The sequence below is a fragment of the Paraburkholderia nemoris genome, assembly GCF_905221015.1.
GTDB classification, from domain to species: Bacteria; Pseudomonadota; Gammaproteobacteria; order Burkholderiales; family Burkholderiaceae; genus Paraburkholderia; species Paraburkholderia nemoris.
Map to the genome: position 1 here is coordinate 67,183 of NZ_CAJNBO010000017.1, position 17,349 is coordinate 84,531.

The 17,349-nt window shown below is 61.7% G+C and carries 16 protein-coding genes; 4 read left to right on the forward strand and 12 right to left on the reverse strand.

Going from position 1 to position 17,349, the window contains the following annotated elements; genetic code table 11:
- Nucleotides 1-106 precede the first annotated feature (106 nt).
- From KHO33_RS25205 to KHO33_RS25230, 6 genes are all read right to left on the reverse strand, one after another.
- Complete coding sequence (locus tag KHO33_RS25205) at nt 107-967, reverse strand: amino acid ABC transporter ATP-binding protein (RefSeq protein WP_054040051.1); 861 nt, start codon at nt 965-967, stop codon at nt 107-109.
- On the reverse strand, nt 954-1,760 hold the full coding sequence (locus KHO33_RS25210) for an amino acid ABC transporter permease (protein WP_054040053.1): 807 nt from the start codon (nt 1,758-1,760) through the stop codon (nt 954-956). Before KHO33_RS25210 ends, KHO33_RS25205 begins: the two co-directional genes overlap by 14 nt.
- Nucleotides 1,750-2,511 carry an amino acid ABC transporter permease gene (locus KHO33_RS25215; protein ID WP_054040055.1) on the reverse strand — a complete coding sequence of 254 codons (762 nt, stop codon included), beginning with the start codon at nt 2,509-2,511 and terminating at the stop codon, nt 1,750-1,752. Before KHO33_RS25215 ends, KHO33_RS25210 begins: the two co-directional genes overlap by 11 nt.
- Entirely contained in the window at nt 2,508-3,353 is an 846-nt protein-coding gene (locus tag KHO33_RS25220) for a transporter substrate-binding domain-containing protein (RefSeq protein ID WP_054040057.1), read from the reverse strand. The genes KHO33_RS25215 and KHO33_RS25220 overlap by 4 nt, the downstream gene beginning before the upstream one ends.
- A gap of 389 nt (nt 3,354-3,742) precedes the next feature.
- A complete protein-coding gene (gene groL / locus KHO33_RS25225) occupies nt 3,743-5,383 on the reverse strand; it encodes a chaperonin GroEL (protein WP_093632401.1) in 1,641 nt (546 codons plus the stop codon).
- A gap of 18 nt (nt 5,384-5,401) precedes the next feature.
- Nucleotides 5,402-5,692: a co-chaperone GroES gene (locus KHO33_RS25230; protein ID WP_007177123.1), complete on the reverse strand. Its 291-nt coding sequence runs from the start codon at nt 5,690-5,692 to the stop codon at nt 5,402-5,404.
- Nucleotides 5,693-5,981: 289 nt separating this feature from the next.
- On the opposite strand from KHO33_RS25230, the gene KHO33_RS25235 reads away from it, so the two are divergent.
- Together KHO33_RS25235 and KHO33_RS25240 are read left to right on the forward strand one after the other, a co-directional pair.
- Complete coding sequence (locus tag KHO33_RS25235) at nt 5,982-7,199, forward strand: acyl-CoA dehydrogenase family protein (RefSeq protein ID WP_200565666.1); 1,218 nt, start codon at nt 5,982-5,984, stop codon at nt 7,197-7,199.
- A 54-nt stretch (nt 7,200-7,253) separates the two neighbouring features.
- Nucleotides 7,254-7,598 carry a DUF3088 domain-containing protein gene (locus KHO33_RS25240; protein ID WP_054040060.1) on the forward strand — a complete coding sequence of 115 codons (345 nt, stop codon included), beginning with the start codon at nt 7,254-7,256 and terminating at the stop codon, nt 7,596-7,598.
- A gap of 148 nt (nt 7,599-7,746) precedes the next feature.
- On the opposite strand, the gene KHO33_RS25245 is transcribed toward KHO33_RS25240, so the two are convergent.
- From KHO33_RS25245 to KHO33_RS25270, 6 genes are all read right to left on the reverse strand, one after another.
- Nucleotides 7,747-8,694: a TauD/TfdA dioxygenase family protein gene (locus tag KHO33_RS25245; protein ID WP_054040062.1), complete on the reverse strand. Its 948-nt coding sequence runs from the start codon at nt 8,692-8,694 to the stop codon at nt 7,747-7,749.
- 32 nt (nt 8,695-8,726) lie between these two features.
- Entirely contained in the window at nt 8,727-10,103 is a 1,377-nt protein-coding gene (locus KHO33_RS25250) for an LLM class flavin-dependent oxidoreductase (RefSeq protein WP_054040064.1), read from the reverse strand.
- A 45-nt stretch (nt 10,104-10,148) separates the two neighbouring features.
- The gene (locus KHO33_RS25255) at nt 10,149-11,015 is read right to left on the reverse strand and encodes an ABC transporter ATP-binding protein (protein WP_054040065.1); all 867 of its coding nucleotides are present in this window, start codon (nt 11,013-11,015) and stop codon (nt 10,149-10,151) included.
- Between the two features lie 82 nt (nt 11,016-11,097).
- A complete protein-coding gene (locus KHO33_RS25260) occupies nt 11,098-11,982 on the reverse strand; it encodes an ABC transporter permease (RefSeq protein ID WP_128576665.1) in 885 nt (294 codons plus the stop codon).
- Between the two features lie 48 nt (nt 11,983-12,030).
- Complete coding sequence (locus KHO33_RS25265; RefSeq protein ID WP_054040067.1) at nt 12,031-12,885, reverse strand: ABC transporter permease; 855 nt, start codon at nt 12,883-12,885, stop codon at nt 12,031-12,033.
- Nucleotides 12,886-12,901: 16 nt separating this feature from the next.
- The gene (locus KHO33_RS25270) at nt 12,902-13,969 is read right to left on the reverse strand and encodes an ABC transporter substrate-binding protein (protein ID WP_200565667.1); all 1,068 of its coding nucleotides are present in this window, start codon (nt 13,967-13,969) and stop codon (nt 12,902-12,904) included.
- Between the two features lie 277 nt (nt 13,970-14,246).
- On the opposite strand from KHO33_RS25270, the gene KHO33_RS25275 reads away from it, so the two are divergent.
- The gene (locus KHO33_RS25275; protein ID WP_200565668.1) at nt 14,247-15,737 is read left to right on the forward strand and encodes an MFS transporter; all 1,491 of its coding nucleotides are present in this window, start codon (nt 14,247-14,249) and stop codon (nt 15,735-15,737) included.
- A 148-nt stretch (nt 15,738-15,885) separates the two neighbouring features.
- Entirely contained in the window at nt 15,886-17,334 is a 1,449-nt protein-coding gene (locus KHO33_RS25280) for a SidA/IucD/PvdA family monooxygenase (protein ID WP_200565669.1), read from the forward strand.
- Nucleotides 17,335-17,349: the final 15 nt, after the last annotated feature.

Here is a 17,349-nt window from a genome sequence, read left to right on the forward strand (position 1 = left end):
ACAAGCGGTAAAACGCGGAAAACAAAACGCGGCGTCTGCTCAGCAGACGCCGCGTTTTTTTCAAACTTGCATCCCGACCCGCGCTGTACTCGCAGGTCCAGATCGCCTAGATCGCGAAGTGACGCAGATCCAGTGCCAATGGCGTGCGGGGCGGCACCAAGTGTGCCGCCTCCGGCGCCGACGGCGTATGCGCCAGAAACTCACGCGTACGCGGACTGACCGGCGCGCGGAACAGCGCGTTAGCCGGACCGTGTTCGACAATCACACCGGCCTCGGTGAAGTACACCGCATCGCTCACTTCTTCGGCAAAGCGCATCTCGTGCGTGACGAGCACGCAGGTCATGCCGTCCCTCACCAGATCGCGGATCACGGTCAGCACTTCGCCTACGGTCTCCGGGTCCAGTGCCGAGGTTACCTCGTCGAAGAGGATCAGATCCGGCTGCATTGCTAGCGCGCGTGCAATCGCCACACGCTGTTGCTGACCGCCCGACAGTTCACCCGGATACGCGTGCGCCTTGTTCTCGAGACGCACCCTCTTCAGCAGATCGTAAGCGGTGCGAGTGGCGTCGGCTTTGTCGCGCCCCAGGATGCGCACCGGCGCGACAAGCAGATTGTCCAGTACGCTCAGATGCGGAAACAGGTTGTATTGCTGGAACACGAAACCAACGCGCTTGCGTAGTTCGATCTCGTCGCGTTCAGAGGCGAGCTGGTCGACACGGGTACCGTCGACTTCGATCTCACCGTACTGGGGACGCAATAGCCCGGTAATGCAGCGCAAAATCGTCGACTTGCCCGACCCGGATGGTCCGATGATCGACACAGCCTGACCGCGGAACACGTCGAGGTCGATGCCCTTGAGCACCGGCGTCGCGCCGAATGACAGATGCACGTCGCGCAAGCGGACCAGAGGGCGCACGCCCGCAGCGGCTGCGGATGCGGGAGCGAGCGAGACATCAGCTGAAAGCATAGCGTTTCTCAAGAAGGCGGGTGAAGCGCGCGATCGGGTAGCAGTAAGCGAAGAACAGGCCGAGCACGGTGAAATAGACGAGGACCGTGAAATCCGCGCGCGCCACGGTATTGCTCGCCACCTGCGCGGTGTCCAGCAGATCGTGCACGCCCACCAGCGACGCGAGCGCGGTCGCCATCGTGATGCTGGCGTACAGGTTCATCCACGGCGGCAGCATCCGCTTCACGCATTGTGGCAGGATGATCCAACGGAACACCTGGGTTCGACTGAAGGCAAGCGAACGTGCCGCGTCCCACTGCGCATGAGGGATCGACTGGATCGCGCCGCGGAAGATCTCGGCGAAGTTGGCGCTGGCCGGCAGCGCGAGACCGAGCGTGACCTTGAACCAGTCGGGAAACGGCACGACGTGTTGCCCGAGCGCGATTTCGAATGGGAATACGTAGGTCGAAAAATAGATCAGCACGAGCAGTGGTGCATTGCGAAACACCTGCACATAGCCGCGAACAATCAGCCGGACGCCCCGGATCGGCGACAGCAGCAAGGGGCCGAGCGCAAGACCGGCGAGTGTGCCGAGCGCGACGGCAAGCAGGCTGATTTCGATGTTGACCCACAAAGATTTGCCGAGCGCCGGTGCCCACGTGATGAGGGCGGCGAGTGCGGGATAGCTTGGGCCATGCGCGATCTCGTGTTCGGCGAGCGCCAACAGGGAAGCGACGCCGACTACGCTGGCAAACGCAAAGAGGGAGCGATACCGCCCGTCTCGCGCAGGCACGGTAATGGATTCAGTGGCCATAGCCGGGCATCCTCAGACGAACTTCGAGCCAGCGTCCCGCACGATTGATCGCAAAGGTCAGTGCACCGAAGAACAGCAGGATCAGGATCATCAACTCGAGCACGTTGTCGCGCTGCGTCCAGATCATGATCGATGCATACGTGACGTCGCCGACGGCGATCGCGGAAGCGACGGTGGTCATCTTCACCAGGTCGACCATGTTGTTGACGAGCGCGGGGAGTGCATAGCGCAGCGCGAGCGGCAACTGCACGCTCCAAAGGCGCTGGCGACGGCTGAATCCGAGCGACTGGGCCGCTTCGAGCGTGGTGCGCGGCACCGCTTCGATGCCGGCGCGCAGGGCTTCGGCATGAAACGCGCCCTTGTGCAGCGAGATGACGATCGCGCTCCAGATGAACGGCGTCAGTGGATTGCCGCCCAGATTGCGCAGCGCCTCGCTGAGCAGCATATTGATCACCAGAAAGGCGCAGAACAGCTGCACGAGCGTCGGCGTATTGCGCGTGATCTCGACGAACACCCGAGCGGGGCGCGCGAGCGCCGGACGCTGGGAAGTGAGGAGCGCCGCCAATGCCACACCGGCGCCCAGACTGCCGAGCGCCGTCACGAGCGAGAGTTCCAGCGTGACCAGCATGCCATGCAGGAACGACGCGAGTTCATCAGGCGCGAGCACGAAACTGTAGTTCAGCCCGATCCTGCTGATCGCATCGACCACGCTAGTGGCGGCGTGCGAGAGCACTTGCGTCGAGTCGCTCATGCACCTTGCGCCTTGTACTTCGCATGCAGATCGAGCACGGCTTGCGAGGGCTGCATGCCGTTCTTGTGCTCGACGTCGATCAGCCAGCCGCTGCGATGCCAGTCCTGCACGATTTTTTCGAGCGCGCTTTGCGTATCCGTTTCACCCTTGCGAACCCAGATCACAGACGGTGACGGAATCAGCTCGTTCGATACGGGAATCGTGTAGTCCTTCCAGTCCGGATTGCGCGCGACGAGCAGGCGCAGCGTAGGGGCAACGTGAACCGCGGCAACGCAGTTATTGCCGCGCAGCGCGAGCAGCGACTCCGGCTGGCCGCGAAATGCCTTTACTTGTGCGCCATATTCTTCGGCGAGCGGCTTCGTATAGTTGCTGCCCTGCGAGACGCAGACGGGCTTGCCGCGTACGTCGTTCCAGGTCTTGATGCCGCTGTCTTTGCGGGTAATCAGCGCACCGCCGATTTCCTCAAACGGGGTGGGCGGGTAGGAGAAGAGCTCCGCGCGCTCCTTGGTGACTTCCATGTTGGCGATCAGGGCATCGACCTTGCCTTGCTGCAGGAACTGCACACGGTTCGACGGCTGGACCGGCGTCAACTCCACGTCGACGCCGAGGCGTTTTGCGACGTCGTTCGCGAGATCGATATTAAAGCCGAGCGGTTTCTGTGTGGCCGGGTCCAGCGAGCCGAACGGCGGCCCGGACAGGATCACGCCGATGACGATCTTGTGCCGTTGATGAATCCGGTCGAGCGTGGTGTCGGCGTGGGCGGCACTGGCGCCCAATGCTGCGAAAAGCGTCACGGCGCGCAAGGCGCGCTGGAGGGTGGGGTGGGTCGGTCGGCTGAACATGAAAGAGTAGGCGGAAGTCAGGTTGGATCCTGCTATCGCTCCGGCCAACCGGTGTGACTTCGTTGCTATGAGGCCACCAGGACTTGCCGGAGGAGAAATACAGGACGCGATTCGGGACTGCCTATTCTCGGCATGTGTGACGCCGGAAAGAACCAAGGATTTTTCATACCGTTATCTGATTCGCGCATTTATGCAGACGCGAGCGTTGTTGAAACGGAGAAATGGATGTTGTGACGGATTTGACGGGCTAATTTGACCTGCTATCCACCGGTTGTATGTGCCGCGCTATATCCGGCTGACACGTTTGCTGCCTGTTAACGCACGCCGGCATGCGGTGAAAAGCATGCCGGCGTGCTTGTGCGGCTAGCGCGTTGACGCTCAGAATCAGATCAGAAATCCAGTCCCGGCCCACCTGCGCCAGGACCGCCTGGCTGGCCGGCCGCCGGCGCATCCTTCGGTGCTTCATGGACGGTGGCATCGGTGGTCAAGAGCAGGCCCGCAACCGAGGCTGCGTTTTGCAGCGCCGTACGCGTGACCTTGGTCGGATCGAGCACGCCCGATTCCACGAGGTCGCCGTATTGGCCGGTCTGCGCGTTGTAGCCGAAGTTGCCCGTACCCTCGGCCACTTTCGCGACCACCACGCTGGCTTCTTCGCCCGCGTTCGTCACGATCTGGCGCAGCGGTTCTTCGAGTGCGCGCAGCACGATCTTGATGCCCGCATCCTGATCGGCGTTCACGCCTCTGAGTCCGCTGATCGCCTGCTTCACGCGAATCAGCGCAACGCCACCGCCCGGCACGATGCCTTCTTCGACCGCAGCGCGTGTAGCGTGCAGTGCGTCGTCGACACGGTCTTTCTTTTCCTTGACCTCGATCTCGGTCGCGCCGCCCACCTTGATGACCGCCACACCGCCTGCCAGCTTCGCCACGCGTTCCTGCAGCTTTTCGCGGTCGTAGTCGGAGCTTGCTTCCTCGATCTGCGTGCGGATCTGTTTCACACGCGCTTCGATGTTCTTGCTGTCGCCGGCGCCGTCGATGACGGTGGTGTTCTCCTTGCCCACCTCGATGCGCTTGGCTTGACCGAGTTCCGCAAGCGTCGCCTTTTCGAGCGTCAGGCCGGTTTCTTCAGCGATCACCTGGCCGCCGGTCAGGATCGCGATGTCTTCGAGCAGGGCCTTGCGGCGGTCGCCGAAGCCCGGCGCCTTGACCGCGACGGTCTTCAGAATGCCGCGAATGTTGTTGACCACGAGTGTAGCCAGCGCTTCGCCTTCCACATCTTCCGCGATGATCAAGAGCGGACGGCCGGCTTTGGCGACCTGCTCCAGAATCGGCAGCAGATCGCGGATATTCGACACCTTCTTGTCGTGCAGCAGCACGAACGGGTTATCGAGTACGGCAACCTGTTTGTCCTGATCGTTGATGAAATACGGTGACAGGTAGCCGCGATCGAATTGCAGACCTTCCACCACGTCGAGTTCATCGTCGAGCGACTTGCCGTCTTCCACGGTAATGACGCCTTCCTTGCCGACCCGGTCGATCGCTTCTGCGATACGCTGGCCGATCGACTCTTCGCCGTTGGCCGAGATCGTTGCGACCTGAGCGATTTCCTTGCTGGTCGTGGTCGGCTTGCTGATCTTCTTCAGTTCGTCGATCGCGGCGATCACGGCCTTGTCGATGCCGCGTTTCAGGTCCAGTGGGTTGAGGCCCGCCGCGACGTATTTCTGGCCTTCACGCACGATGGCTTGCGCGAGCACGGTCGCGGTGGTGGTGCCGTCGCCGGCGGCGTCGCTGGTGCGGGAGGCCACTTCCTTCACGAGTTGCGCGCCGATGTTCTGCACACGGTCCGGCAATTCGATTTCCTTGGCGACCGAGACGCCGTCTTTCGTCACCACCGGCGAGCCGAAGCTGCGCTCGAGCACGACGTTGCGGCCCTTCGGACCGAGCGTGACCTTAACCGCATTGGCCAGAATGTTGACGCCTTCTACGAGCTTCGAGCGGGCGACGTCGCTAAAAATGATTTCTTTTGCTGCCATGGTTTGTTGCTCCGTTCGTTATTGCGTGACGACTGCGACGACATCTTCTTCGCGCAGCACGAGCAGTTCGTTGCCGTCGACTTTGACCGACTGGCCGGCGTACTTGCCGAACAGCACGCGCTCGCCGACTTTCAGGTCGGGCTCGATGCGTTTGCCGTCGCTGTCGCGCTTGCCCGGCCCAATGGCGATCACTTCGCCCTGGTCCGGCTTTTCGGCGGCGCTTTCGGGAATGACGATGCCTGAAGCAGTTTTGGTTTCCTGGTCGAGACGCTTGACGATCAAGCGGTCATGCAAGGGACGTAGGCTCATGGTTCGACTTCCGCGATTGAAATTTGGCACTCGTCGTTGGTGAGTGCTGACCGGAATCGAGTATAGAAAGATGCCGCGCGGCGCTCCAATAACGGATTCATCGATCCTTATCGGCGAATGGCATTTCAGAAACGCGCATATCCATAGCTTGATTCGCTGGTTTTGCAAGGTGGACCGCGTCCCTATACTGATCCGTCGAATCGGCACGTCCCATCGGGATGCCGATACACGTCCCAATGCAATCAGCCGGATCAAGCCTGATCCGCGCGCTTATACAAGGAATGACGGCATGCAGGTCTCTCAGGAAAGCACGGCACGTGCGCGGCTTCAGGCGGCGCTCAGCGCGTTGCCGGCGCTCGCTAAAGCGATCGGCGAAGACGCCGCGCAACGCGAGGTGCGGCGCGAGTTGCCGTTCGACCGCTTCGCATTGTTTCGCGAATCGGGGCTCGGCGTGCTCCGTTTTCCGGTCGAGTGGGGCGGCCTCGGCGGTTCGCTGGAAGATCTCTTTCATGTGATCGCCACGCTGGCTGCGGAAGAGTCGAATGTCGCGCATGCATTGCGGATTCATTTCGATCTGACCGAGCAGTTGGTGTTGTCACCGCGTTCGGCCTTCAATGACACGCAGATCGAACGTGTACGGGAAGGAGCGATCTTTGGAGGTGCGTCAACGGAGCTCGGCACATCCAGGCCCGGTGAAATCGTCACCAAGCTGGTGCGCGACGGCGAGCACTTTCGCGTAACGGGCAAAAAGTATTATTCGACTGGCACGGCGTTCTCCGACTACGCGCGTATCAATGTGCAGGACGAGAACGACGAGAAGGTGTCGATTGTCATCCCGGTCTCGCGAGAAGGTTTGCAAGTGCTGGACGATTGGGACGGGATGGGTCAACGCATGACGGCGAGCGGCAGTCTCGTGCTCGACAACGTGCAGGTACTTGCCCATGAAATCGCAACGCGCGGCTATACGAGCCTTGCGGGTCGCCACGGCAGCGCGGTGCGGCAATTGCATCTGGTCACGGTCGCGGCGGGTATCGTGCGTAACATTCTCGCGGATGCGCGGCGCTACGTGACGCAATACGGTCGCCCGGTGCTGCATAGCCCGGCGCCCTCGGCACGCGAGGATGGTTTCGTGCAGCAGGTGGTCGGCGACCTCGCAGCGCACAGCCTGTCCATAGACGCGTTGGTCGCGCAAAACGCACGCACGCTAGACCGTTCGGCAAATGCAATCCGCAGCGGCGCGGCCAATGCGGAAGAACTCGTGCTGGAAGGGTCCTTGGCTACCGCCAAAACGCAACTGGTGGTCAGCAAGCTGGCCCTCTATGCGGGCGAGCGCCTGTTTGAAATCGGCGGGGCGTCGGCCACGGGGCGAGCGCACAATTTCGACCGTCACTGGCGCAATCTGCGCACGATCTTCAGCCACAACCCGTTGCTGCATAAAGCACGCGTGATCGGCGATTACGAGTTGAACGGCGTGACCACGCATCTGACTGAGGGACGGGTTTTCTGAAATGCTGGGAAAAACGCAACGATCCTTTCACACATCATCCATTGATTGAATGCCATGAGCCGAGATCTGCTATTGCTGTTGGAACCGGGCTTCACCGATCCGAACCACCCCGGTGAGCGCTTTATCTGTCCGGATGGCGCGCCTATCGAAGGATTGCTCGCGAGCGACCCGGCGCTCAACGCACGCCTGGATATTCGCCGCTTGCCGTTCCCGCGTCCGCGCGCCGCGGTGGTGGAAGCACTCGATGCCGAGCACCAGAGTCTGCCGGTGTTGATTTTCGGCGACGAACAGCCTGCGCCGACAGATGCCCAGACGCTGGGCGAGAAGCGCTTCGTGACGGATACGCGCCGGATCCTCGACCTGCTCGCGCAGCGTCACGGTTTTCCCAAGGTGCATTGACGCAGCAATTACAAGCCGGCTTCGAGCAGTAACGGCACTGCGCACTCACCGGATAAATCGAGGTCGGGCCGGAAATCGAGGAAACTCAGCTGCGCGCCGTCGACGCAGACGAGAGCGCAGCCAGAGTTGAGTGAGTCACAGTGAGTCTTCAGTTCAACGCGACCGCAGCAGCGGCGCTCACCGGCGAGCCTTCGATTGCCACCGACTGCGCACCGTCCGGGCCAACCGGCACATCGCCCACCAGCGTCGTGCGATACAACTGCCGGTCGAAGTCGAGATCGAAAATATCGGTAGGGGCGAGGTGAGCCGTCGCGCGGTTGTCCCAGAAGGCGACGCTGCCGGCCTCCCATTTGAAGCGCACGATGAACTCCGGCCGGGTGACATGTTCCCAGAGCAGTTCGAGCAGCACCTGGCTTTCGCGCGGCGTCACGCCGACAATCGACTTCAGGAAGCTCGGGCTGACATAGAGCGCCCGCTCACCCGTTTCCGGATGCACTCGGACGAGTGGATGCTCGGTAACGAGAATGCGTTGTTCGACGGCTTTGACAAACGCTTCCGTTCCACTCGCGCCGGCTGGTGGCGCAAAGCGGTGAAGTCCGCGTAGACCGTCGACAAACGCGCGCAACGGCGTGGACAGCTTCTGATACGCGGCCACCAGGTTGGTCCACTGTGTATCGCCACCGTACGGCGGAATCGTCACGCCGCGCAGGATCGACGCCCAGGGCGGATTGACCGCGGCCGTCACATCCGTGTGCCAACCAGTCCAGGGCCGCTGCAGCGTTTGCCCCTCGAAACGCGTTGCTTTGCGGTACTTCGAGATCGAATAGATTTCCGGATGGCCGTCGACATGGCCGAACACCGGATGCCCCAGAGTCAACTCGCCGAACTGCGCCGAGAAAGCAATGTGCTGCTCATGCGTCAGAAACTGCTCGCGAAAGAACACGACGCGCCATTTAAGAAGCGCCGCGCGAATGTCCGCGATCTGACGTGCATCCGGTTTCTGTGTGAGATCGACACCGTGGATTTCAGCGCCGATATGCGCTGAAAGCGGGTTGACCTGAATCGACTGTACTTCCTGCAATGCGGCTGCGCTCATGGGAGGCTCCTCGCGAAAGAGAACGTGTTGCGTCAATATCCCGCTACGGCGGCCACCTGTTTTGTCTCGGTGGTATAGCGGTTTGCAGGTCGCGGCAGCCCGAGGTTCTCGCGCAGCGTGCGGCCCTCGTATTCGGTGCGGAAAAGTCCGCGCCGCTGCAATTCCGGCACCACCAGTTCAGCGAATTCCGTCAAGCCGCCCGGCAACCACGGCGACATGATGTTGAAGCCATCGGCGCCTTCTTCTTCGAACCACTGTTGCAACTGGTCTGCGATGCTCTGCGGCGTCCCGACCACCTGCTGGTGGCCGCGCGCGCCGGCAATGCGTAGATACAGATCGCGGATCGTCAGGTTTTCGCGCCGTGCGAGATCGAACAGCAGGCGTTGACGGCTCTTGCCACCATTGGTTTCCGGCAGCTCGGGCAGGGGCCCGTCGACGGGATACTGGGAAAGGTCCACGCCGCCCGACATGTTCGACAACAGCGACAGACCGACCGTCGGATGAATCAGGTCCTGCAGCGCGGCGAACTTCGCGTCCGCTTCTTCCTGCGTACGGCCGACAATCGGAAAAATGCCCGGCATGATTTTCAGGTGATCCGGCGAGCGGCCGTATTTCGCGAGGCGGCCTTTGACGTCGCGGTAGAACGACTGCGCTTCATCGAGTGTCTGATGCGCGACGAAGATTACCTCCGCGGTTTGCGCGGCGAGATCACGTCCCGCTTCCGATGCGCCGGCCTGCACGACGACCGGCCACCCCTGCGGTGAACGCGCGACGTTTAGCGGTCCGCGCACCTTGAAGTGCTTGCCTTTATGACCGAGCACGTGCAGCTTATCCGGATCGAAATAGACGCCGCTTTCCTTGTCGCGGATAAACGCGTCGTCTTCCCAGCTATCCCATAGGCCGGCCACCACGTCATAGAACTCGCGTGCGCGTTCATAGCGGACCGCGTGCTCCGGGTGGCGTTCGAAATTGAAGTTGAGCGCTTCGGATTCGGTGCTCGACGTGACGAGATTCCAGCCCGAGCGTCCACCGCTCAGATGATCGAGCGACGCGAATTTGCGCGCCAGGTTGTACGGTTCGTTGAACGTGGTGGAGACCGTGGCGATCAGGCCGACGTGCTTCGTCACGACCGAAAGCGCGGACAGCAGCGTCACCGGTTCGAAATGATCGGCGCGTGCCGTGCGGGATAGCGAGGGTAGATTCGTGTCGCGCACGCTGACGCTGTCAGCGAAAAATATCGTGTCGAATTTGGCGCGCTCGGCGATCTGCGCCAGTTCCGCGTAGTGCGCGAAGTCGAGCCCGCCACTCGCGAGTGCATCCGGATGCCGCCATGCGGCGATATGGTGCCCTGTTTCCATCAGGAAGGCGCCCAGCTTGATCTGCCGCTTCTGGCGATTTTCACCGCTCATCGTTGTCTCCGCGAAGGGTTTGTGTGTAGGGGGATGCCACGGGCGTCACCAGGCGAGCCGCCATTCGGTGATCGATGGATTCGCCGCCGGGATGCGCGTGCCGCCGCGTGGGGCATCGTCGTCATGAGGTTCGCGGCGCGCGGCGTCGTGCTCGGCGAAGTCGGCTAGCACTTCGTCGCGCAAACGGATGAAGCGAGGATCGTTACGCTCGCGTGGACGCGGCAGAGCGACATCGACGATCCGCTTGATACGGCCCGGCCGTGGCGCCATCGTAACGACGCGGTCGCCGAGGTAGAGCGCTTCGTCGACATCGTGCGTGACGAGAATCATCGTGATGCGTTCGTGTTCCCAGATGCGCTGCAACTCGTTTTGCAAGCGGCCACGCGTGAGCGCATCGAGCGCGCCGAACGGTTCGTCGAGCAGCAGAACGCGTGGACGGTTCACGAGGCCGCGCGCGATCGCCACACGCTGCGCCATGCCGCCCGACAACTGATGGGGATACGCATTCTCGAAGCCGTTCAGGCCGACGAGCGCGATGTGCTGCGCAACCGCATCGCGCTTTTCTCGTGCCGACAGCGGCGCGTTACGCAACGCTGCGAGAATGTTTTGCGAGGCCGTGAGCCACGGAAACAGACGGTGATCCTGGAACACGATGCCACGCTCGAGCGACGTATCGCGCACCTTGTCTCCGGCAACGACAATATCGCCGCTGTAATCGGTATCCAGTCCTGCGATCAGCCGCAGCAAGGTCGATTTACCGCAACCACTCGAGCCAAGCACGCTGACGAATTCGCCGGGGCGCACCCGCAGGCTGATGTCGTCGAGCACCGCGAGCGATGTGCCGCCTTGTTGCGTATAGCGCTTGCTGACGTGAAGAATGTCGATGCTGTCGGACAGTGTGGAAGAAGTCATGTGCGGACCTTGATCTGTAATCTGTATTCAGTGCAAACCCAGTGCAAATTCAACGCATAGCCGGTGAATATCGATTGCGTGCTTATCGAGCGGCCACCTGCGAACGGCGCGCAAAGATCGCCCGTTCCGCCGCGCGCGCCAGCGCGTTCAACGCCCAACCGGTCACGCCGACCACGATCACGCCGAACAGCACCAGATCCATGCGGAACTGCTCGCTGCCGTCGATCAGCGTATTGCCGATCCCGCTGCCTGCCACCAGCAGATATTCCGCGCCAAGCGTGGCGAGCCACGAATAGATCAGCGCGAGATAGAGCCCGGTGAAAATCGACGGCAGCGCGGCCGGCAGAATGACCGCGCGGATCAGTTGCCAGCGCGAATAGCGGAAAGCGCGCGCGACTTCGATGTAGGCGCGTGGCACGGCATGAATGCCGTCACATGTATGCGCGGCAACCGGCAGTAACGCCGCGAGCGAGAGGAACACGACTTTCGCCGCATCGCCGAGACCGAACCACACGGAAATCAGCGGAATCCATGCAAACAGGGAGATCTGCTTGAACGTGTCGAAGCTCGGACCGATCATGCGCGTGGCAAGCCGCGAGAAGCCGAGCGCGCTGCCAAGCAGCAGGCCGCCTAGCGTGCCGATCACGAAGCCACTCGCTTCACGCACGAGCGAGGCGGAAAGGGCCTTGAAAAGCGCACCGGTGACGATTTGCTGCCAGGCGGTGGCCAGCACCTGCGCGGGGCTGACCAGCAAGCCGCTCTTGACGACGTGCGCTTCCGAGATCGCCCACCAGATCGCAATGGCGACAATAGGCAAGACGGCGCCGCGCCAGTCGACGCGTGAGAGCAGGGACCGGCGCGGTCGCGCCGCGCGCTGGAAGGAGGCGGGCACGTTGCTGCCGCAGTCACAGGACGCATCGGCCGACTGTTTCGATCCAGCAGGCCGCTTAAAGAGAGCAAGACTCATCGTGGATACCTCATAGGCGGTGCGTGGCAGCAATCGGCGTCATGACCATTACTCGCGAAACGCCGACGGTTGACCGCGCCGCAAACGCGCTTCGAGTGCGTCGAGAGAACGATTCATCGCGTAACCGATGGCCCCGACCACGACGACCGAGGCCATCACCAGGTCGAGCTGAAACAGTTGCCGGCCGTAGACGATCAGATAGCCGAGCCCTTCGGAAGACGCCACCAGTTCGACGACCACTAGTGCGAGCCACGCTTTGGTGAACGCGAGCCGCACGCCGGTGGCGAGCGTCGGCACGGCAGCGGGCAGCACGAGATAGACGATCCGTTGCAAGCGGTTGTATTCGAAGACGCGCGCGACTTCATCGAGCGACGGGGGTGTCTGGCGGAATCCTTGCAGCGTGCTCAACGTTACGGGAACAAGCGCGGCATGCGCGATCAGGATGTATTTGAGAGGCTCGCCGACACCGACGAGCAGCAGCAGAAACGGCAGCCAGCCGAGCACCGGAATCTGCACCACCGCATTGAAGCTCGGCAGCACATAAGCTTCGAAGGTACGCGACAGACCGAGCGCCGCGCCGAGCACAAAACCGACGAGGGTGCCCGCAGCGAAGCCGAGCAGCACGCGCTGGAGACTGATGAGTGTGTTACTTGAGAGATCGCCGCTTCTCGCCAGTTCGACAAAGGTGTCGAACACCCGCTCGGGTGGCGGCAAAATCTGCGGTGCAATCCAGCCGCGCTCGCAACCGATCGCCCATAAGGCGAGCAGCAAAACTGGCAATACCCACGGCGCGAGATGCCAGGCGAGGGCGCGCAAGCGTGCATTGCGATAGAGCGGCGCGTGCGGCGCCTCATCAGCGTGGCCGAGCCGTTCGCTATCGACCTGGAGTGCGGTTTCGCTCATCGTGATCGCTCCCGTTTTAGCTGAGCGGCTTGCCGGCAGCGTCGTAGCGCGTCCAGTAGTGGTCGAGTTTTTGCGCGCGCAGCGCGTTGTCGAGATACTTCGTCTCGAACCAGCCGTCGACCTGGACGGGTTGCCGGATCAGTTTAAGCTTCAGCGCATCCGCCGCGACCGCTTTATAACGCGCGACGATGAACGGATCGATCAACGGCGAATTGCGGTCTTTCAGGCTTTGATTCGCGAACTCGGCCTGCCATGAGGAGTAGGGCACGCCGCTTTTTGCCCACAGCTTGAAGAGCGTATCGCGGTTCGCCTCATCCGACGACCATTGCGCGCCCTGAACGAACACGTTGACGACGCGTTGCACGACATCCGGATGCGCGTTATCGAAATCGTCGAGTACTAGCAGATGCGATTGGCGCGTGAATTGCGGTCCATCGTTCTGCGATTCGTAGACGATTTTCGCGAGACCCTGGTCGCGCAGTTTGTACAGGTGGTAGTCGTTGACCGATGCGTCGATCCCCTTGGACGCCAGCGCGGCGAGCGAGCTGGCGGTGTCGAGATTGATCACGCGCAGGTCGCGCTCTTCGAGCTGATTGGCGGCGAGCGCGTTGTCGGCGACCAGTTGCAGATTGGTGCCGCGAAAAATGGAGACGCGCGGGCCTTTGAGGTCTTTGATCGAGCGCACATCCGAATCCGGGGGCACGGCGATCTTGACACCGGTACGCACGCCCGAGGCGAGCAGGAGGTGAGTCTTCAGGCCGTTGGCGCGGGCGAGTACTGCAGGCAGATCGCCCTGAAAGGCGAAGTCGAGTGACTTGTCGGCGATCGCTTCATTCACGGCCGGGCCGGCGCCTTTGAAGAACAGCCATTCGACCTTGATGCCGTCGGCGGCGAATTCCTTTTCGAGCGACTGCTGCAATTGCACCGTCGCCGCTGGTGATCCGCCAAAGGTAGGTGGATCGCCCGTGCCCTGCTGCGCGACGCCGATCCGGATCACGGCGGGTTTGTCAGCGTAGGCATGACCCGTGGCAAGCGACAGGGCCGCCACGGCAACAAAAGATTTCAGCAGACGAAAATAGCGCATTCGGCGATACCGATCGATGGAAGGAAATGGAGTGCAAATGCTCAGATGGGCAGAGAGCTGGCAATACACGTTAGATTCGCGTGCGCTCGAATCCAACCAATCATTGCTGATAAGAAAATCTGCAGTAGTTCGAACCACGTTGCCTGAAAGGGTCCGTGCGGCACTAGCGCGGTGCAAGTGCGTGATTCCCGATTTGCATAGTTAAATTCGTCGTTTTGCCGACATGGATTGCATGGCTACCATGCGACGCTTCAGCCATTCATGCGAACGCGAGATCATGTCAACTGTTGCTTTTCCCTCTGCCGTCGCCGAGGCGCAAGCGCCGGCCGGTAACACAACATCTCCCGCTGTCATCCGTAGTGCGCAGGATGTTTCGCGCATCGTCAATGCAGGCGCTGCAAAGGGCAGTAACGCACGCATCGTGATTGCGATCGCCCTGGGTGGAGTCTTTCTCGATGCTTACGATCTGACGTCGCTCGCTTACGGGATCAAGGACATCGCGCGCCAGTTTTCACTGTCGCCGGTTCAGGTGGGATTCGTCTCGTCGGCGATCACGTTTGGCGCGATTCTCGGCGCACTGTTCGGCGGGTATCTGACTGATCGCATAGGCCGTTATCGCGTGTTTATGGCCGATATGCTGTTCTTCGTGGTCGCGGCGATTGCGGCCGGTCTTGCGCCGAATGCGTGGGTGCTCGGCGGGGCACGCTTTCTGATGGGCTTCGGCGTAGGGCTCGATCTGCCCGTGGCGATGGCGTTTCTCGCCGAGTTCTCGCGGGTGGCGGGCAAGGGCAACAAGGCGGCGAGTGTCGCCGCGTGGTGCCCCGCATGGTACGCAGCCACGAGCACCTGCTATCTGCTGATTCTCGGGCTGTACGCGATTCTGCCGGAGCATCAGCTTGGCTGGCTATGGCGTCTGACGCTCGCGTTCGGTGCGGTACCGGCCATTGTGATTATTCTCGTGCGCAGCCGCTATATCAGCGAATCGCCTGTTTGGGCAGCGAACCAGGGCGATCTCGAAGAGGCGGCGCGCATTCTGAAGCGCTCCTACGGCGTCGACGCAGTGGTTGAACGAAGCGCGACACCGGTCAAGGCGCCGCGTGCGGCGTCCTGGCGTAACTATGGGGTCCTGTTCAATGCGACGTATCGGCGTCGAACGATTCTTGCCGCGGTGATCGGCAGTGCTTCTTCGTTCGGCTATAACGCGATTATTTTCGGCTTGCCGGTGATCATTACCAGCTTCTTTCATCAGGGGCCGCTCACGACGATCATCGCCGCGCTCGCGCTGAACCTGGCATTTGCGTTCGTGGGCGGGTTGATCGGCGTGCGCACCGCACCGACCGTCGGCGCGTGGAAGATGACTGTGCTTGGGCACTCGCTGCAGTTCGCCTCGCTGATCGGCCTCGCGTTGATCGGCAAACCGGGCAGCAGCGCGCTCGTGGTGGTCGCGATCCTGTTGCTTGGCGGCTATCTGTTCGGGCAAGGTTTCGGACCGGGCTCCCATTCGATGACCTATGCATCGCTAAGCTATCCGACCTCGCTGCGCGGAATCGGAGTGGGTTTCAATCAGACTTTGGTGCGTTCCGCGTCGACGGTTTCGTTGTTTCTATTCCCGGTTCTGGCTGCTGCGTTCGGTACGAAGGTTTTCTGGTTGATCGCCATTGCGCCGCTGACTTCGTTGCTCGTGCTGCTGGCGATTCGATGGGAGCCATCGGGTTATGACATCGATGCCGAGGACTACACGGATTCAGGAGTGACGGCGCGAGCGTAGGGGTAGGGTTCTTCGAAACAAATAAGCAAAGCGAAATTTGTTGGTTTGGGTAAGCCTGCGGCGCCGCGATACTTGATCGTCCGATGGCCGCGCCATTCGATTTCGACGCATCCGTCTGCTATTCAACTCCCAGACCGAACCCGACACCATGACGCAATCCAATCACCCCGATCAGCCTGCGCTCGACACACTGCGGCTGATCGGTCCAGCACCCGAGAACTGGGTCCCGCCGCGCGATGGCATCGACCATAACGTGGTGGTTGTCGGCGGTGGACAGACCGGCGCGGCGTTCGCCTTCGCCCTGCGGCGCGCCGGCATCGGTCAGGTTAGCGTGATCGATGCCGCAGCAGATGAAGGTCAAGCGGGCGTCTGGTTGAATCGCGCTCGAATGAACAAGCTGCGCACCCCTAAGTCATTGGTGGGTCCCGAGGCGGGTCTGCCGGGGCTGAGCTTTCAGGCATGGTATGAAGCGCGCTTCGGCGCCGATTCGTATGCGGAGATTGACCGGATTCCTCGCACGCGTTGGGCAGAATATCTCGTGTGGTACCGGCATTTCCTCGAGATTCCGATTCGCTACGGGACACGGCTCACGCGAATCGAACCCGCGGGTGAGCATTTTCGTTTGCATCTGGAAGTACGCGATGGTGCCACGGTGCGCAACATCGTGGAGACGGCACGCAAGATCGTCCTCGGCAATGGTGTTGCAGGTAACGGCAGTCCGAACATTCCTGCTGTGCTGAAAAACCTTCCGTCGACACTTCGTGCCCACACCTCCGAGGCGATCGATTTCGCTGCGCTGCGCGGCAAGTCCGTGGCGGTGATCGGCGGCGCGGCATCCGCATTCGATGCGGCAGGCACGGCGCTCGAAGCCGGCGCAGGGCAGGTGCATCTGTTCGTGCGACGTGAGCGGATTGCGTCGGTGCCGGTGACCCGCACACGCGCTTATCCCGGCGCGTACGACAACTATTTCCATCTGCCTGACGCGATTCGCTGGTCGCAGGCGCGGCGCTTCCGTGTTGCCGGTTCGACGCCGCCAGTCGACGCCCTGGAGCGCGTCACACGCTTTCCAAACTTTCATCTGCATCTCGGCGCGCCGTGGAAACAGGCAAGCGTCAGAGACGCGCGCGTGGAGACCGACGTGGCGGGTGAGTCGTTCGCATTCGATTTCGTCATTGCCGGCACGGGCTATGTGATCGATCCGGCGCTGCGGCCGGAGTTGGCGCAGATCGCCGGGCATATCCGCCTATGGCGCGATCAATACTCGCCCGCTGCAAGCGATACCGACGACGCGCTGAGCGCGCATCCGTATCTCGGCGCCGCACTCGAATACCTCGAGAAGGTCGAGGGCGAAGCGCCTTATCTGAAGCATATCCACGTCTACAACCCGGCGGCCTTCGTCAGTTTCGGCTTGCCGGTCGGCGACGTGCCGAGTATGAAGCGCGACATTCCCGCCGTGGTGCAGCGAATCAGCCGCGATCTATTTCTCGCCGATCTGGACGCGCATGAAGCACGGATTCATGGCGACATCGCCGCGGATTTCGACGATTCAATTTACGCACAGAGCGTCTGGCAGCGCGACAGGGTCGACGTCGCGTGAAGTGGACTCCAGCAA

Coding starts and splice junctions, on each gene's coding strand:
- KHO33_RS25245 (WP_054040062.1), bottom strand. CDS start 8,694: ATGAGCGCAGCCGCATTGCAGGAAGTACAGTCGATTCAGGTCAACCCG.
- KHO33_RS25255 (WP_054040065.1), bottom strand. CDS start 11,015: ATGACTTCTTCCACACTGTCCGACAGCATCGACATTCTTCACGTCAGC.
- KHO33_RS25235 (WP_200565666.1), top strand. CDS start 5,982: ATGCAGGTCTCTCAGGAAAGCACGGCACGTGCGCGGCTTCAGGCGGCG.
- KHO33_RS25270 (WP_200565667.1), bottom strand. CDS start 13,969: ATGCGCTATTTTCGTCTGCTGAAATCTTTTGTTGCCGTGGCGGCCCTG.
- KHO33_RS25265 (WP_054040067.1), bottom strand. CDS start 12,885: ATGAGCGAAACCGCACTCCAGGTCGATAGCGAACGGCTCGGCCACGCT.
- groL (WP_093632401.1), bottom strand. CDS start 5,383: ATGGCAGCAAAAGAAATCATTTTTAGCGACGTCGCCCGCTCGAAGCTC.
- KHO33_RS25275 (WP_200565668.1), top strand. CDS start 14,247: ATGTCAACTGTTGCTTTTCCCTCTGCCGTCGCCGAGGCGCAAGCGCCG.
- KHO33_RS25250 (WP_054040064.1), bottom strand. CDS start 10,103: ATGAGCGGTGAAAATCGCCAGAAGCGGCAGATCAAGCTGGGCGCCTTC.
- KHO33_RS25240 (WP_054040060.1), top strand. CDS start 7,254: ATGAGCCGAGATCTGCTATTGCTGTTGGAACCGGGCTTCACCGATCCG.
- KHO33_RS25210 (WP_054040053.1), bottom strand. CDS start 1,760: ATGGCCACTGAATCCATTACCGTGCCTGCGCGAGACGGGCGGTATCGC.
- KHO33_RS25230 (WP_007177123.1), bottom strand. CDS start 5,692: ATGAGCCTACGTCCCTTGCATGACCGCTTGATCGTCAAGCGTCTCGAC.
- KHO33_RS25280 (WP_200565669.1), top strand. CDS start 15,886: ATGACGCAATCCAATCACCCCGATCAGCCTGCGCTCGACACACTGCGG.
- KHO33_RS25215 (WP_054040055.1), bottom strand. CDS start 2,511: ATGAGCGACTCGACGCAAGTGCTCTCGCACGCCGCCACTAGCGTGGTC.
- KHO33_RS25205 (WP_054040051.1), bottom strand. CDS start 967: ATGCTTTCAGCTGATGTCTCGCTCGCTCCCGCATCCGCAGCCGCTGCG.
- KHO33_RS25260 (WP_128576665.1), bottom strand. CDS start 11,982: ATGAGTCTTGCTCTCTTTAAGCGGCCTGCTGGATCGAAACAGTCGGCC.
- KHO33_RS25220 (WP_054040057.1), bottom strand. CDS start 3,353: ATGTTCAGCCGACCGACCCACCCCACCCTCCAGCGCGCCTTGCGCGCC.